Below are 14,761 nucleotides of genomic sequence, written 5' to 3' on the forward strand. Positions count from 1 at the left end.
CGGATGCGCCGATGAGCGAGCTGTCGTATGCCCACGGGTCGTATGCCCACGGCGTCAGTTCGACGCCGCTGCTCGGTGACACCATCGGGCGGAACCTCGACCGGGCCGTCGAGGCCTGGCCGGAGCGGGACGCGCTGGTGGACGTCGCGGCGGGGACGCGTTGGACGTACGCCGAATTCGGGGCAGCCGTCGCGCAGTTGGCGCGGGGGTTCATGGGGGTCGGCGTCGCCAAGGGTGATCGCGTCGGCATCTGGGCGGTGAACTGTGCCGAGTGGGTGCTCGTGCAGTACGCCACCGCGCGGATCGGCGCGATCATGGTGAACATCAACCCCGCCTACCGGGCCCACGAGTTGGAGTACGTGCTCAAGCAGGCCGGGGTCACGGTCCTGGTCGCGTCGCAGGCGCACAAGTCGAGCGACTACCGGGCGCTCGTGGACCAGGTACGGCCCGCCTGCCCCGAACTGAGATCCGTCCACTACATCCAGGACGGCTCGTGGGACGTGCTGCTCGACGCGGCGAAGGAGGTGAGCTCCGATGAACTCGCTTCCCGCGAGGCGGAGTTGAGCTGCGACGACGCCATCAATATCCAGTACACCTCCGGCACCACCGGCTTCCCCAAGGGGGCGACCCTCTCCCATCACAACATTCTCAACAACGGTTACTGGGTGGGCCGGACCATCGGCTACACGGAGCAGGACCGGGTGTGTCTGCCCGTGCCGTTCTACCACTGCTTCGGCATGGTCATGGGAAACCTGGGGGCCACCTCCCACGGCGCCTGCGTCGTCATCCCCGCGCCGTCCTTCGACCCCGTCGCCACGCTGCACGCGGTGGAGCGCGAGCGCTGTACGTCGCTGTACGGCGTACCGACGATGTTCATCGCCGAGCTGAACCTCTCCGACTTCGCGACGTACGACCTGAGTTCGCTGCGCACCGGCATCATGGCGGGCTCGCCCTGTCCGGTCGAGGTGATGAAGCGGGTGGTCGCCGAGATGCACATGGAGGAGGTCTCCATCTGCTACGGCATGACGGAGACCTCCCCGGTCTCGACGCAGACGCGCCGCACGGACGACCTGGAACGCCGGACCGGCACGGTGGGGCGGGTGCTGCCGCACATCGAGGTGAAGGTGGTCGACCCGGTCAGCGGCGTGACGCTCCCGCGGGGCGCGTCCGGCGAGTTGTGCACACGCGGCTACAGCGTGATGCTCGGCTACTGGAACGAGCCGTCGCGGACGGCGGAGGTGATCGACGCCGGGCGCTGGATGCACACCGGTGACCTGGCCGTCCTGCGGGAGGACGGGTACGTCCAGATCGTCGGCCGCATCAAGGACATGATCATCCGGGGCGGCGAGAACATCTACCCGCGCGAGATCGAGGAGTTCCTCTACGGCCACCCGAAGATCGCGGACGTCCAGGTGGTGGGCGTCCCGGACGAGCGCTACGGCGAGGTGCCGCTGGCCTGCGTGATCCCGCGGGACGCCGATGATCCGCTGACGCTGGAGGAACTGCGGGCCTTCTGCGCGGGGCAGCTGGCGCACTACAAGATCCCGGCCGGGCTGCGCATCCTGGAGAGCTTCCCCATGACGGTGTCCGGGAAGGTGCGCAAGATCGAACTCAGGGAGCGGTACGGGGCCGGGGCCCACCCGGGCTGAGCTCTCGGCGCATGGCGACGCGGGGCCAGCGGTCGAGGCCGAGCTCGGCCTCGTGGGCACGGATCTTCCGCAGCCCCGGGGTGAGTTCGGCCTCCGCGAGCACGCGGAACCCGATGCGGGCGTAGTACGGCGCGTTCCAGGGAACGTCCGCGTAGGTGGTCAGGGTCAGGGCTTTTCTGCCTGCCGCGCGGGCGCGGTCGGCCGCGTGCTCGATCAAAGCCTCGCCGATGCGCCGACGCGCCACCCGCGGGTGCACGGAGACCTGCTCGAGGTGCTCCGCACCATCCACCGGCTCACCGAGGAGGTACGCGACGGGGGTGCCGTCCGCCTCGGCGGCCACCCACGCCCGGCCCGCCCGGCGGAACTCCTCCAGGAGCGCGATGGCCGGGGGTTCGTGGTCGGCGATCACCGCCATGCCCAGGCCGCGGAAGGATTCGCCCGCGGCACGCTCGATGTCCTGGAGGGCGGGGAGATCGGCTGTCGTGGCGGGGCGGATGTACATCTGGTGAGTATGGCGGCCTTACGGGCGGCGGCCACGGGATTTTTCGGGAGCTCCGGCCGCCCGGTCACCCCGAGGCGATCAGTTCCGCTGCCGCGCTGTTCACGGGCTGTGGTGTTCCCGTGAGGTCGATGACGAACAAGGGGACGGACAGCGCGTCAGCCCGGGTGCGGGCCCTCTCCTCGTAACCCGCGAGGGAGAAGCAGACGCACGCGACGGAGTCGGACATCGCGCTGAGCCACAGGCACTCCACGTCACGCAGGGACGTCGGCTGCACGGACGGCTCGACCAGGGCGATCACTCCCCGCGCCGACACCCGCACACCGGAGGGCGCCCGCTTGACCGCTCCCCGGATCTCCGCGTATCCGAGCCACCGCAGATACAGCCCCGCGACCGTCACCGCGTCCCGCGCCGTGCGGACCGGCACCGGCCGGAAGGCGGGCCTGGGCGCCGGGGCCGTCCGGGGGAGCGGGATGTGCGCCGGGGGTGCCGGAGCCGCCGGAGTCGGTTCCGTCGCAGTCGTCGGGGACCCCGAAGGCGCCTGCACCGACCGCACCGGAATACGCAGTACGGCCCCGCACGCGCACCCCAGCTCCGGCTGCGGCCACTGGCCGCGGCGCCCGCACGTCCGGCACCGCACGGTCACCCACTCCTCCGCCCACGTCCGGTCCGTCACCGGCAGCACCGTCGCCCCGCGCGCCACCGGCGGCACCACGGGGGCGCCGCACGCGCAGGGGTAGGACGGCGGGGCGTACACATGATCGCGCCGGCAGACCGGGCACCGTACCGGGACGCCGCTCTCCGTCATCACCCTCACCCGTCACGTCAGTGCTCGCCGTCACCGCTCGACGGTTCGTGACGTCCATCGTCCACCAAGTGGGCTTGCCACGGCAGCCAGTTGGGGCAAGAACAGGGTGCCCGCCAGGGTCAGGGCGCGGCGGCGGCTGCCCGGCAGCGGAAGACCCGCCATGCGGGCGACGGTACGTGGGGCGGGCCTTGCCGTGGGGTGCCCGGCGAGGCAGGCGGTGACCAGCGGCAGCAGCTCTTCCGGTACGCCCGCCAGGTCCGGGTCGTCGCCTCCGGCGTCGAAGGGCCCGCGCCCCGCCGCCGCGAAGGCGAGGACCGCGCCGAGCGAGAAGACGTCCGCGGGCGGCTTGAACGCGCCGTGCGCCAGGAGCTCGGGTGCCGCGTACCCCGGCCTTCCCGTGTACCCGGCCCGTGCCGCAGTCCCGGCCATGCCGAAGTCGGCGACGCGGGCGCCGTCGGCGGTCAGGAGCACGTTCGAGGGCCGCAGGCCGCCGTGCACGAGCCCCGCCCGGTGGATGTCGTCCAGCGCCCCGGCGAGGGCGTTCGCCAGTGTCCGCAGTTCCGGCGTACGGAGTGGTCCGCCGAGGTCCCGTACCCGTGTGGCGAGCGTCGGGCCCCGGACATACTCCATGGCGAGCCAGGGCACCTCGGCGTGCGGGTCGGCGTCGACGAGTGCGGCGACGCGGGGTCCCCGAACCGCGGCGAGCGCGTGCACCTCGCGCCCGAAGCGCCTGCGGAACTCCCGGTCGCGGGCGAGGGAGGCGGGCACCACCCGCAGTGCGGCCGCGCGCCCCGTCCCGTCGTGCGCGAGGAAGACGCGCCCGAGCCCGCCCTGCCCGAGCAGGGGCCCCGCCCTCCAGCGGCCGTGGCTCCGCGTGCCCGGCCCGGCAGGGGACGCGTCCGGTGAACTGGCCACGAGCGACCCCCCGGTGGTGTGGCCCGAATTCAATGCTGAATTCAACGACTGGGACGCGTCCTCCGGGCAGCCCGGTTCCCGGACAACTCTTGACGGTCTCCACCGCACCCGCCTACATTGCTTCCATATAGCAGAACTAAATTTCCACAATGCGGAAACAGAAGCTCACCGCGGGGCGCGACGGGAGCCGGATCCGCCAGCCGAACACGCCGGCCGCGAGGTCGGCGCAGCTGTCGAAGCTGTTGTCGAAGCAGGAGAACCCCATGGCTCGTATGACCGCTGTCCGCGCGGCAGTTGAGATCCTCAAGCGCGAGGGCGTCACCAACGCGTTCGGTGTCCCCGGCGCCGCGATCAACCCCTTCTACAAGGCGCTCCAGGAGGGCGGTGGCATCGACCACACGCTCGCCAGGCACGTCGAGGGTGCCTCGCACATGGCCGAGGGCTACACCCGCGCCAACCCCGGCAACATCGGCGTCTGCATCGGTACGTCGGGCCCGGCGGGCACCGACATGATCACCGGTCTGTACTCCGCGATCGGCGACTCCATCCCGATCCTCTGCATCACGGGCCAGGCGCCGACGCACCTGCTCCACAAGGAGGACTTCCAGGCCGTCGACATCGCGACGATCGCCAAGCCGGTCACCAAGATGGCCGTCACGGTCCTGGAGGCCGCGCAGGTTCCCGGCATCTTCCAGCAGGCCTTCCACCTGATGCGCTCGGGCCGTCCGGGCCCGGTCCTCATCGACCTGCCGATCGACGTCCAGCAGACGGAGATCGAGTTCGACATCGACACGTACGAGCCGCTGCCGGTCTACAAGCCGACCGCGACCCGCGCGCAGATCGAGAAGGCCATCACGTACCTGGTCGAGTCCGAGCGTCCGCTGATCGTCGCCGGCGGCGGCATCATCAACGCCGACGCCTCCGACCTCCTGGTCGAGTTCGCCGAGATCACCAACACCCCGGTCGTGCCGACCCTGATGGGCTGGGGCACCATCCCCGACGACCACGACCTGAACGCGGGCATGGTCGGCCAGCAGACCGGCCACCGCTACGGCAACGCCACGTTCCTGGAGTCGGACTTCGTCCTCGGCATCGGCAACCGCTGGGCCAACCGCCACACCGGCTACAAGCTGGACGTGTACACCCAGGGCCGCAAGTTCGTGCACGTCGACATCGAGCCGACCCAGATCGGCAAGATCTTCGCGCCGGACTACGGGATCGCCTCCGACGCCAAGGTCGCCCTGGAGCTCTTCGTCGAGGTGGCCAAGGAGCTGAAGGCCGCGGGCAAGCTCCCCGACCGTTCCGCGTGGGTCGCCTCCCACCTGGAGCGCAAGGAGACCCTCCAGCGCCGCACGCACTTCGACAACATCCCCATGAAGCCGCAGCGCGTCTACGAGGAGATGAACAAGGCCTTCGGCCCGGACACGCGCTACGTCACCACCATCGGCCTCTCGCAGATCGCGGGCGCCCAGATGCTGCACGTCTACAAGCCGCGCCACTGGATCAACTGCGGCCAGGCGGGCCCCCTCGGCTGGACGATCCCGGCCGCCCTGGGCGTCGCCACCGCGGACCGCGACACCCCGGTCGTCGCGCTCTCCGGTGACTACGACTTCCAGTTCATGATCGAGGAACTGGCGGTCGGCGCGCAGCACCGCATCCCGTACGTCCACGTCCTGGTGAACAACGCCTACCTGGGCCTGATCCGCCAGGCGCAGATCGGTCTGGACATCAACTTCCAGGTCAACCTGGAATTTGAGAACCAGAACAGCCCCGAGCTCGGCGTCTACGGCGTCGACCACGTCAAGGTCGCCGAGGGCCTGGGCTGCAAGGCCATCCGCGTCACCGACCCGAACGAACTGGGCGCGGCCTTCGAGCAGGCCAAGAAGCTGGCCCAGGAGCACCAGGTCCCGGTCGTCGTCGAGGCCATCCTGGAGCGCATCACGAACATCTCCATGAGCCCCACGGCCGACATCAGCGCGGTCAAGGAGTTCGAGGAGCTCGCCACCGAGCCGGGCCACGCGCCCACGGCGATCAGGCCGCTGAAGGTCTGACACCAAGCCTGAAGGGGCGGTCCACCCGTGGGGGGTGGGCCGCCCCTTTAGTGTGTGCGCATGGACTCACTGGAGGGGTTGCAGGTCATGACCTGCGCGGACGCCACGGACCTCGACGCCTGGCTCACCGCGCACCACGACACCGCGCAGGGCCTGTGGCTGAAGGTCGCCAAGAAGGCCTCGGGCGTGCCGTCGGTGACGGCTGGGGAGATCATCGACGTGGCGCTGTGCCACGGCTGGATCGACGGCCAGCGCAGGTCGTTCGACGACACCTACTACCTGCAGAAGATCACCCGGCGCCGGCCGCGCGGCCTCTGGTCGAAGGTGAACGTGCAGAAGGTGGAGGCGCTGACCGCCGCGGGACGCATGCGCGAGGCGGGCCTGGCGGAGGTGGCGGCGGCAAAGGCGGACGGCCGCTGGGCAGCCGCCTACGAGTCCCAGCGCAACGCCACGGTGCCGGACGACCTGGCAGCGGCTCTGGCGGCCAGCCCGGAGGCCCGCAAGACGTTCGAGGCCCTGGGCAAGTCGGATCGGTACGTCGTCCTGCACCGCCTGATGACGGCGAAGACCCCTGCCACACGTGCCGCCCGGCTCGAACGGATGGTGGCGAAGCTGGCGACGGGCGAGCGGGTGCGCTGAGGCGGGTGCGCCCCGTCAGGGGCGCGGGGAACTGCGCGCTCAGCCAAGACGCAGTCGCAGACAACAAAGAACGCCGAGCACGGGACCGTCCGTACTCGGCGTTCTGGTTGTAGCCGTCCGACCGCGCGCGACTGGCGGAACATGCATACGCGCTGCCGGACGGAGTCATGGGGGCCCCAGGGCCACAGAGCCACGGGGTCGAGGCCCAGGGGCCAGAAAGCGGCTGGGACCGCGGCGGCCGCGAATGGACCGACGGGTTCCCTTCCCTCAGGTCGAGAAGGGAGCCGCCTGACCTTCACCACCGCACTGGCTCGCAGAGCCGCCGCGGTCCTCGTCCGGCCCGTGCACCACGGGACCACCCCTCATCCGGGTCCGTGATGCAGCGGGCGCAGCACCGGGAAACTGACCTCCCGTCAATTTCCCGGCGCAGTCCGGGAGTTCTAGTCCTCGCGCAGGGCGCGGACAGCCTCCTCCACGCGCTTGCCGTACTCGGGGTCGGCAGCGTGGAAGTGGGCCAGGTTCTTCTCGATGACGTCGTCACGGGAGACCTGCGAGAGGCCACCGGCGATGTTCGCCACCAGGCGCGCCTGCTCCTCGGCCGACATCAGGCGGTAGAGCTCACCCGCCTGGAAGAAGTGGTCGTCCTTGGTGTGCAGCGGCGCCTCGTGCGTGCCCGTGTGGCCGTTGACGGCGAGCGGGGCGGAGAGCGGCTGACCGGTCTCGGCCGGGCCGTCGTACGAGTTGGGCTCGTAGTTCTTGCGGTCGCGGCCGTAGGCGTTGGCCGCCATCAGACCGTCGCGGCCGTAGTTGTTCGCGGTGGTCGCCTTCGGGGCGTTCACCGGGAGCAGCGTGTGGTTGACGCCCAGGCGGTAGCGGTGCGCGTCCGCGTAGGCGAACAGGCGGCCCTGCAGCATCTTGTCGGGGGACGGACCGATGCCCGGAACGAAGTTGTTCGGGGAGAAGGCGGCCTGCTCGACCTCGGCGAAGACGTTGTCGGGGTTGCGGTCAAGGACCAGGCGGCCCACGCGCTGCAGCGGGTAGTCGCTGTGCGGCCACACCTTCGTCAGGTCGAAGGGGTTGAAGCGGTAGTCCGCCGCGTCCGCCGCCGGCATGATCTGCACGTGCAGCGTCCAGGACGGGTTCACGCCGCGCTCGATGGCCTGGAGAAGGTCCGTCTGGTGCGAGTTGGCGTCCTTGCCCGCGAGCTCGGCGGCCTGCTCCGACGACAGGCTGCGTACGCCCTGGTTCGTCTTGAAGTGGTACTTCACGAAGAAGGCCTCGCCCGCCGCGTTCGTCCACTGGTAGGTGTGCGAGCCGTAGCCGTTCATGTGGCGGTACGACGCGGGGATGCCGCGGTCGCCCATCAGCCACGTCACCTGGTGCGTCGCCTCGGGGGAGTGCGCCCAGAAGTCCCAGACGTTGTCCGGCTCCTGCTTGCCCGTGAAGGGGTCGCGCTTCTGGGAGTGGATGAAGTCGGGGAACTTGATCGGGTCCTTGATGAAGAACACCGGGGTGTTGTTGCCGACGAGGTCGTAGTTCCCCTCCTCGGTGTAGAACTTCAGCGCGAAGCCGCGCGGGTCACGGACCGCGTCCGCGCCGCCGAGGCTGTCCGCCACCGTGGAGAAGCGCAGGAAGGTCTCGGTGCGCTTGCCGACGGTGTTCAGGAAATCGGCCGAGGTGTACGCGGTGACGTCGTCGGTCACCTCGAAGTAGCCGTACGCACCGGAGCCACGCGCGTGCACCACTCGCTCCGGGATGCGCTCGCGGTTGAAGCGGGCGAGCTTCTCGAGGAGGTGCTGGTCCTGGAGGAGGATCGGGCCACCGACGCCGGCGGTGGCTGAGTTCTGGTTGTCGGCGACAGGGGCGCCGGACTCGGTCGTGAGCACACGCTTCGACATGGTGGCGGAGTTGACCTTCCGTACGGACTGCTGAAACTGCTGAGGTGACGTGAGCGTAAGTACGCCTGAACAGCTACGTCAACAGTTTGTTGAAGTTTTGGGTGGGGCTTGTTCGCTGGTTCGTGCTGAAGCTTTGAGTTCCGGACCGCGGCGACGCCTGGGCGCGACAGGACAGGTGTCAGCGCCGCCGCGGCCCGGAAGTTGAGGGAGCTCGTGCAGCCTCCGAAGGCTGTTTAGAGCTCGGCGCCCGAGAGGCGCTCCACGCCGCGAAGGAGCGCGGAGTGGTCGAGGCCGCCGTCACCCTGCGTGCGCAGCGAGGCGACGAGCTGGGCCACCACGGCGCCGACCGGGAGCGAGGCACCGACATTGCGGGCGGCGTCGGTGACGATGCCCATGTCCTTGTGGTGCAGGTCGATCCGGAAGCCGGGCTTGAAGTCGCGCTTGAGGAAGTTGTCCTTCTTGCGGGTCAGGACGGTCGAGCCCGCAAGCCCCCCGTTCAGGACGTCGAGGGCGGCGGTCAGGTCCACCCCGGACTTCTCCAGGAAGACGACGGCCTCGGCGCAGGCCTGGATGTTCACGGCGACGATGAGCTGGTTGGCGGCCTTCACGGTCTGACCCGAGCCGTGCGGACCGCACAGCACGATGGTCTTGCCGAGGGCGTCCAGGAGCGGCTTGGCCTCGTCGAAGTCGGCCTGCTCGCCGCCGACCATGATGGAGAGCACGGCCTCGATGGCACCGGCCTCGCCACCCGACACGGGGGCGTCCAGGACGCGGATGCCCTTGTCCTTGGCGGCCTTGGCCAGGTCCACGGAGGTCTGCGGGGTGATCGACGACATGTCGACGATCAGCGCGCCGGACCTCGCGTTCTCCAGGATGCCGTCCTCGCCGTACGCGATGGCCTCGACCTGCGGAGATGCGGGCACCATCGTGACGATGACGTCGGCGTCCTTGACGGCCTCGGCGATGGACTTGGCGACGGTGCCGCCGGCCGCGGCGAGGCGGTCCAGCTTGTCCTGCTCAAGGGTGAAGCCGGTGACGGAGTAACCAGCCTTGATCAGGTTCTCGGACATGGGGGACCCCATGATGCCGAGTCCGATCCACGCGATCTTGGGAAGGTTGCTCATGGTGAGAGCCTCTCTGAAAACTTGTCTGCTTCGACGAATCGGGCTGCGGGGTGCTCGGGTGGGTGGGCGGGAAAAGATCCGCCGCGAAGCGGCGGCCTAGTCCGCAGCCGGCAGCCAGCCGAAGGCCTCGGAGCTAGGACGGTCGCCCGCCTTGTACTCCAGCCCGACGTATCCCTCGTAACCGGCCTTACGGAGCTGATCCAGCAGCTCCTCCAGCGGAAGTGACCCGGTGCCAGGGGCCCCACGGCCAGGATCGTCGGCGATCTGCACGTGCGCGGTCTGAGCCACGTACCGGTCGATGACGGCCGGCAGGTCCTCGCCGTTCATGGACAGGTGGTACAGGTCCATCAGGAACTTCGCGTTGCCGAGCCCGGTGGCGGAGTTCACCTTGTCGACCACGGCGATCGCCGCGTCCGCGCTGACGATCGGGCAGCGCGGCGACTCGGGCTTGTTCAGGGCCTCGATCAGCAGCACGGCGCCCACGCGGTCGGCCTCACGGGCCGCCAACGCCAGGTTCTCCAGGGCGAGTTCGTCCTGGACCGCGGGGTCCACGCCCTCCACCCGGTTGCCGTACAGCGCGTTGAGCGCCTTGCAGCCGAGGGACTCGGCGAAGTCCGCTGCCACCGAGAGGTTCGCGCGGAACTTCTCGCTCTCCTCGCCCGGGATCGACAGGGCGCCGCGGTCCGGCCCGGGCAGCTGCCCGGCGTAGAAGTTCAGGCCCACCAGTTGTACGCCGGCGTCCGTGATCGCGGCCCGGAGGGCGTCGAGCTCGGACTGCTCGGGGGTGGGGGCGTCGACCCAGGGCCACCACAGCTCGACCGCCGTGAAGCCCGCCGCGGCGGCGGCCGCGGGGCGCTCCAGGAGCGGGAGTTCCGTGAAGAGGATCGACAGGTTCACATTGAAGCGCTGGTCGGAGTATCCCATGGGGCTTCCGCGCTCCTTCCGTATTGCGGAAGTTAATTTCTGTCTGATGGAAGATTGCCGTCGAGGATCGGCCCTTGTCAAGAGGGGGCTGCCGGAAAATCGCCGCGCGGCAGTAGGTTGTGCGCGTGCGATTGAGAGTGGAGTTCACGACCGAACCCTTCGACCTGGACGAGGCGCCCGCCCATGCGGTGGTCGCCCGTGACGTCATCCAGGGGGCCGAGCTCGACGCCGTGGACGTCGGCCCCTTCGGCAATACCGCTGAAGGCGGCGCGGACGAGGTTCTGACCGCCGTCGACGCGCTGCTGCGCAAGGCCCTGGAGGCGGGCGCGACCCGCGTCTCACTCCAGGTGAACGTGCTCGGAGAGTCGGGGGAGGCCGTCGAATGACCGGTGCCAGAGACGACCACGGCCCCTTCGTGGCCGCCGTCAAGCCGCTCGTGGACGCCATGGGCGGCGAAATGGTGCCCCCCGACGAGGCGGGCACCGACGACGTCGTCCTCGCCTGGCGGGGCGAGGACGTGGTCGCCGTACGCCTTCCGCAGCTCGCGGACTCCCTGGACCACATCCTGCTGGCCCTGGAGCGCAAGCGCGGCGTGCCCCTTTCGGAGCTGGACCGCAAGGCCAAGCAGGAGGTCGTACGGATACTTGAGGCGCGAGGCGCCTTCGCCGTGCGGCACGGGGTGGAGACGGTCGCCGGCGCGCTCGGCGTATCGCGCTTCACCGTCTACAACTACCTCAACCGTTCCACCTGACTCGCGAACCTCCCAGGTCAGAGCGCTTTGGAAGGCCGCCGTCCGTTAACCGGACGGCGGTTTTTGTTTCCCGAAGTTTTCAACAAAGTGTTGACGTGGTGTTTCGGCTGGCGTTAGCTATCCGCAGCCCGTCCAGCACAAGGCCCTATGGCCACGGAGGCACCCGTGACTTCGAGCTCGACGCCGGGCCTTGCCCGGTTCAACGCCTTGCCGGAGACTGCGGCCACCGCCGCTCTCCACGAGGCCTGCGCCTCATCGGCCTGGGGAAGCACACTGCTCTCCCAGCGCCCTTTCCCCACCGTCGAAGCCCTCTTCGCCGCCAGCGACGCCGCCATGGCCGAACTGACCGCCGAGGATCTGGCCGAGGCGATGGCCGGGCACCCGCCGATCGGACGCCCGAAGCCCGGGGACCCCACGTCGTCGCGTGAACAGCGCGGCATGGCGGGGGCCTCCGAAGAGCTCAAGGCGGAGATGCTCGAACTGAACCTGGCCTACCAGGAGAAGTTCGGCCATGTCTTCCTGATCTGCGCCACCGGCGCGACCGGTGAACAGATGCGCGATGCGGTGAAGACCCGGATCGGCAACTCCGCCGAGCAGGAGCGCGAGATCGTGCGCACCGAACTCGGGAAGATCAACCGAATCCGGCTGACCCGTCTCGTAGAAGAGGACAAGGACTGATGAGCACTGACACCACCGCCTCGGTGTCCACGCACATCCTGGACACCAGCGTCGGACGCCCCGCCGAGGGCGTCGCCATCTCGCTCACCGCCCGCAGCGGCCGTGACGCCGAGTGGGTGGCGCTCGGCGGCTCCGCGACCGACGCGGACGGGCGCTGCAAGGACCTCCCGGCGCTGCCGGAGGGCACTACCCACGTACGGCTCGACTTCGAGGTCGAGACCTACTTCTCCAAGAAGCAAGCCGAGGCGCAGCAGGACGCCCCCCGCGTAAGGGACAGCGGTGCGTTCTTCCCGGAGGTGGCGATCACGTTCGCCGTCACGCCGGGCGAGCACTACCACGTACCGCTGCTGCTCAACCCGTTCGGCTACTCCGTTTACCGAGGGAGCTAGCAGACATGCCCACGATTCTCGGCCAGAACCAGTACGGCAAAGCAGAGAACCGCGTCGTCAAGATCACGCGGGACGGCGACACCCACCACATCAAGGACCTGAACGTCTCGGTCGCGCTCTCCGGCGACATGGACGACGTCCACTACTCCGGCTCGAACGCGAACGTCCTGCCGACGGACACCACCAAGAACACGGTGTTCGCGTTCGCCAAGGAGCACGGCATCGAGTCCGCCGAGCAGTTCGGCATCCACCTCGCCCGTCACTTCGTGACGACGCAGGAGCCGATCCACCGCGCCCGGATCCGCATCCAGGAGTACTCCTGGGAGCGCATCGCGACCTCGGACAACAACTCCAAGTTCATCGGCTCGGACGAGGTGAACCACTCCTTCGCCCGCAAGGGCCAGGAGCTGCGCACCACGCAGATCACCTTCGACGGCGAGAACTGGGAGATCATCTCCGGGCTCAAGGACCTCACGGTCATGAACTCCACCAACTCGGAGTTCTGGGGCTACGTCAAGGACAAGTACACGACGCTGAAGGAGGCGTACGACCGCATCCTGTGCACCGACGTCTCCGCCGCCTGGCGTTACAACTGGACCAGCGACGCGGACCGGATGCCCAACTGGGAGAAGTCGTACGAGCAGGCGAAGAAGCACATCCTGCAGGCCTTCGCCGAGACGTACTCCCTCTCGCTGCAGCAGACCCTGTACCAAATGGGTTCGCGCGTCATCAACAGCCGGAGCGAGATCGACGAGATCCGCTTCTCGCTGCCGAACAACCACCACTTCCTGGTGGACCTCGAGCCCTTCGGGCTGAAGAACGACAACGAGGTCTACTTCGCGGCGGACCGCCCCTACGGCCTGATCGAGGCCACGGTTCTCAGGGACGGGGTTCAGCCGAAGATCCCGGTCGACATGACCAACCTCTGACGCGGGACGCGCGCCCCCGTCCGTCCGCAGCGGACGGGGGCGCGCCACACCGGAGGGAACAGCAGCAATGGCACAGCCTGCAAAGGGGCCGGCGAAAGGCCCGTGTTCCACCCCATCGGAGCTGACCGACGGAGACTCGACTCCCGACTGTCACCCGGTGGACGAGAAGCTCCACCCCTCGCGGCTCGTCCCCGCCGCACTCCAGCACATCGCCGCCATGTACGCGGGCGTCGTCACTCCGCCGCTGATCATCGGGCAGGCCTGCGGTCTCGACACCGTGGCCCAGACCCGGCTCATCGCGGCGGGACTGCTGATCGCCGGACTCGCCACCATCCTCCAGACGCTCGGCGTCAAAGGCTTCGTCGGCAACCGGCTTCCCTTCGTCAACGCCGCCTCGTCGGCCGGCATCGCACCCATCCTCGCCATCGCCGAGACCAATGCCAAAGGCGAGCAACTCCCGGCCATCTATGGCGCGGTGATGGTCGCGGGCGTCTTCTGCCTCGCCGTCGGACCGTTCTTCGGCAGGCTCCTTCGCTTCTTCCCGCCGCTGGTCACCGGCGTCGTCATCACCCTCATCGGCGTCACGCTGATGCCCGTGCCCGTGAAGTGGGCGCAGGGCGGGGACGACACCGACCCGACGTTCGGCGACATGAAGTACCTGGCGCTCGCCGCCTTCACCCTCGTCGTGATCCTGCTCTTCCAGCGCTTCGGCCGCGGCTTCCTCAAGCAAGTCGCCCTGCTGGCAGGCATGTTCATCGGAACACTGGCCGCGATCCCGTTCGGGATGGCCGACTTCACCTCCGTGCAGAGCGCCCCGCTCGCCGCACTGCCGACACCGTTCGCCGCCGGCGCGCCCACCTTCCAGCCCGCCGCGATCCTCTCGCTCTGCATCGTCATGCTGGTCCTGATGACCGAGTCGGCGGCCGGCATGCTCGCCCTCGGCGAGATCTGCGAGCGCGAGACCAACGGGAAGACCATCACCCGGGGTCTGCGCACCGACGGCATCGCGACGCTCGTCGGCCCGGTCTTCGGCGGCTTCCCGACCTCCGCCTTCGCGCAGAACGTCGGCGTCGTCTCCCTGACACGTGTCCGCAGCCGTTACGTGGTCGCCGTCGCCGGTGGCGCGCTCATCGTGCTCGGTGCCTTCCCGGTGCTCGGAGCCGTCGTCAACGTGGTCCCCATGCCGGTACTCGGCGGTGCGGGCATCGTCCTCTTCGGCTCCATCGCGGTGAGCGGCATCCGTACGCTCTCCGAGGCCGGACTCGACGACAGCTCCAACATCATCCTGGTGGCCGTCGCGCTCGGAGCGGGCATCATCCCGCTCGCCGCGCCCACCTTCTACGCCGAATTCCCGGCCTGGGCGCAGACCGTCCTCGGCTCCGGAATCAGTGCGGGAGCGCTGGTCGCGGTCCTGCTCAACCTGTTCTTCAACCATCTCGGCACCCGTGGCCCCGCCGCCGCGGCACTCAAATCTTCCTAGGGTCATGCCGTGCCCACATCGCCACCG

Annotated in this window: 16 protein-coding genes; 10 read left to right on the forward strand and 6 right to left on the reverse strand. The window is 69.1% G+C overall.

What is annotated here, in order from left to right; genetic code table 11:
• Window positions 1-11 precede the first annotated feature (11 nt).
• Window positions 12-1,649, forward strand: a complete 1,638-nt coding sequence (locus tag ACWD02_RS19110) for an AMP-binding protein (protein WP_451212083.1) — start codon at window positions 12-14, stop codon at window positions 1,647-1,649.
• Here ACWD02_RS19110 and ACWD02_RS19115 read toward each other — a convergent pair.
• The gene (locus tag ACWD02_RS19115) at window positions 1,612-2,151 is read right to left on the reverse strand and encodes a GNAT family N-acetyltransferase (RefSeq protein ID WP_451211734.1); all 540 of its coding nucleotides are present in this window, start codon (window positions 2,149-2,151) and stop codon (window positions 1,612-1,614) included. The two genes, ACWD02_RS19110 and ACWD02_RS19115, sit on opposite strands and share 38 nt — an antisense overlap.
• 64 nt (window positions 2,152-2,215) lie before the next feature.
• Window positions 2,216-2,575 (reverse strand): hypothetical protein, encoded by a 360-nt coding sequence (locus ACWD02_RS19120; RefSeq protein WP_451211736.1) that lies wholly within the window; start codon window positions 2,573-2,575, stop codon window positions 2,216-2,218.
• Here ACWD02_RS19120 and ACWD02_RS19125 point away from each other — a divergent pair.
• Complete coding sequence (locus tag ACWD02_RS19125; RefSeq protein WP_451211739.1) at window positions 2,562-2,888, forward strand: hypothetical protein; 327 nt, start codon at window positions 2,562-2,564, stop codon at window positions 2,886-2,888. The genes ACWD02_RS19120 and ACWD02_RS19125 overlap by 14 nt on opposite strands.
• Before the next feature lie 98 nt (window positions 2,889-2,986).
• On the opposite strand, the gene ACWD02_RS19130 is transcribed toward ACWD02_RS19125, so the two are convergent.
• Window positions 2,987-3,871 (reverse strand): serine/threonine-protein kinase, encoded by an 885-nt coding sequence (locus ACWD02_RS19130; RefSeq protein WP_451211742.1) that lies wholly within the window; start codon window positions 3,869-3,871, stop codon window positions 2,987-2,989.
• A gap of 263 nt (window positions 3,872-4,134) precedes the next feature.
• Here ACWD02_RS19130 and gcl point away from each other — a divergent pair, with 263 nt between their 5' ends.
• Both gcl and ACWD02_RS19140 read left to right on the forward strand, forming a co-directional pair.
• Window positions 4,135-5,922: a glyoxylate carboligase gene (gcl, locus tag ACWD02_RS19135; RefSeq protein WP_451212085.1), complete on the forward strand. Its 1,788-nt coding sequence runs from the start codon at window positions 4,135-4,137 to the stop codon at window positions 5,920-5,922.
• A gap of 60 nt (window positions 5,923-5,982) precedes the next feature.
• Window positions 5,983-6,561 (forward strand): YdeI/OmpD-associated family protein, encoded by a 579-nt coding sequence (locus ACWD02_RS19140; protein WP_451211745.1) that lies wholly within the window; start codon window positions 5,983-5,985, stop codon window positions 6,559-6,561.
• 440 nt (window positions 6,562-7,001) lie between these two features.
• Here the strand turns inward: ACWD02_RS19140 and ACWD02_RS19145 are convergent, their stop codons facing one another.
• The 3 genes from ACWD02_RS19145 to ACWD02_RS19155 form a co-directional block, all read right to left on the reverse strand.
• On the reverse strand, window positions 7,002-8,459 hold the full coding sequence (locus tag ACWD02_RS19145) for a catalase (protein ID WP_451211748.1): 1,458 nt from the start codon (window positions 8,457-8,459) through the stop codon (window positions 7,002-7,004).
• 233 nt (window positions 8,460-8,692) lie between these two features.
• Entirely contained in the window at window positions 8,693-9,583 is an 891-nt protein-coding gene (locus ACWD02_RS19150; protein ID WP_451211750.1) for a 2-hydroxy-3-oxopropionate reductase, read from the reverse strand.
• Between the two features lie 96 nt (window positions 9,584-9,679).
• Window positions 9,680-10,507, reverse strand: coding sequence for a TIM barrel protein (locus tag ACWD02_RS19155; protein ID WP_451211753.1), 828 nt, complete (start codon window positions 10,505-10,507; stop codon window positions 9,680-9,682).
• Between the two features lie 125 nt (window positions 10,508-10,632).
• On the opposite strand from ACWD02_RS19155, the gene ACWD02_RS19160 reads away from it, so the two are divergent.
• From ACWD02_RS19160 to ACWD02_RS19185, 6 genes are all read left to right on the forward strand, one after another.
• The gene (locus tag ACWD02_RS19160) at window positions 10,633-10,893 is read left to right on the forward strand and encodes a hypothetical protein (protein ID WP_363209683.1); all 261 of its coding nucleotides are present in this window, start codon (window positions 10,633-10,635) and stop codon (window positions 10,891-10,893) included.
• Window positions 10,890-11,258 (forward strand): helix-turn-helix domain-containing protein, encoded by a 369-nt coding sequence (locus ACWD02_RS19165; RefSeq protein WP_365819022.1) that lies wholly within the window; start codon window positions 10,890-10,892, stop codon window positions 11,256-11,258. The genes ACWD02_RS19160 and ACWD02_RS19165 overlap by 4 nt, the downstream gene beginning before the upstream one ends.
• A gap of 165 nt (window positions 11,259-11,423) precedes the next feature.
• Window positions 11,424-11,936: a 2-oxo-4-hydroxy-4-carboxy-5-ureidoimidazoline decarboxylase gene (uraD, locus tag ACWD02_RS19170; protein WP_451211757.1), complete on the forward strand. Its 513-nt coding sequence runs from the start codon at window positions 11,424-11,426 to the stop codon at window positions 11,934-11,936.
• Window positions 11,936-12,325 carry a hydroxyisourate hydrolase gene (uraH, locus tag ACWD02_RS19175; RefSeq protein ID WP_160507956.1) on the forward strand — a complete coding sequence of 130 codons (390 nt, stop codon included), beginning with the start codon at window positions 11,936-11,938 and terminating at the stop codon, window positions 12,323-12,325. The genes uraD and uraH overlap by 1 nt, the downstream gene beginning before the upstream one ends.
• A gap of 5 nt (window positions 12,326-12,330) precedes the next feature.
• Complete coding sequence (gene pucL, locus ACWD02_RS19180; RefSeq protein WP_365819016.1) at window positions 12,331-13,254, forward strand: factor-independent urate hydroxylase; 924 nt, start codon at window positions 12,331-12,333, stop codon at window positions 13,252-13,254.
• Window positions 13,255-13,321: 67 nt separating this feature from the next.
• Window positions 13,322-14,734 (forward strand): nucleobase:cation symporter-2 family protein, encoded by a 1,413-nt coding sequence (locus ACWD02_RS19185; protein WP_451211761.1) that lies wholly within the window; start codon window positions 13,322-13,324, stop codon window positions 14,732-14,734.
• The last annotated feature ends 27 nt before the right edge of the window (window positions 14,735-14,761 follow it).

The sequence above is a fragment of the Streptomyces sp. NPDC002853 genome (assembly GCF_053591915.1).

Excerpts from the sequence above, each read along its gene's own strand:
- ACWD02_RS19115 (WP_451211734.1), bottom strand. The coding sequence starts at position 2,151 with ATGTACATCCGCCCCGCCACGACAGCCGATCTCCCCGCCCTCCAGGAC.
- uraH (WP_160507956.1), top strand. The coding sequence starts at position 11,936 with ATGAGCACTGACACCACCGCCTCGGTGTCCACGCACATCCTGGACACC.
- gcl (WP_451212085.1), top strand. The coding sequence starts at position 4,135 with ATGGCTCGTATGACCGCTGTCCGCGCGGCAGTTGAGATCCTCAAGCGC.
- ACWD02_RS19185 (WP_451211761.1), top strand. The coding sequence starts at position 13,322 with ATGGCACAGCCTGCAAAGGGGCCGGCGAAAGGCCCGTGTTCCACCCCA.
- ACWD02_RS19165 (WP_365819022.1), top strand. The coding sequence starts at position 10,890 with ATGACCGGTGCCAGAGACGACCACGGCCCCTTCGTGGCCGCCGTCAAG.
- pucL (WP_365819016.1), top strand. The coding sequence starts at position 12,331 with ATGCCCACGATTCTCGGCCAGAACCAGTACGGCAAAGCAGAGAACCGC.
- ACWD02_RS19155 (WP_451211753.1), bottom strand. The coding sequence starts at position 10,507 with ATGGGATACTCCGACCAGCGCTTCAATGTGAACCTGTCGATCCTCTTC.
- ACWD02_RS19145 (WP_451211748.1), bottom strand. The coding sequence starts at position 8,459 with ATGTCGAAGCGTGTGCTCACGACCGAGTCCGGCGCCCCTGTCGCCGAC.
- ACWD02_RS19150 (WP_451211750.1), bottom strand. The coding sequence starts at position 9,583 with ATGAGCAACCTTCCCAAGATCGCGTGGATCGGACTCGGCATCATGGGG.
- ACWD02_RS19140 (WP_451211745.1), top strand. The coding sequence starts at position 5,983 with ATGGACTCACTGGAGGGGTTGCAGGTCATGACCTGCGCGGACGCCACG.
- ACWD02_RS19110 (WP_451212083.1), top strand. The coding sequence starts at position 12 with ATGAGCGAGCTGTCGTATGCCCACGGGTCGTATGCCCACGGCGTCAGT.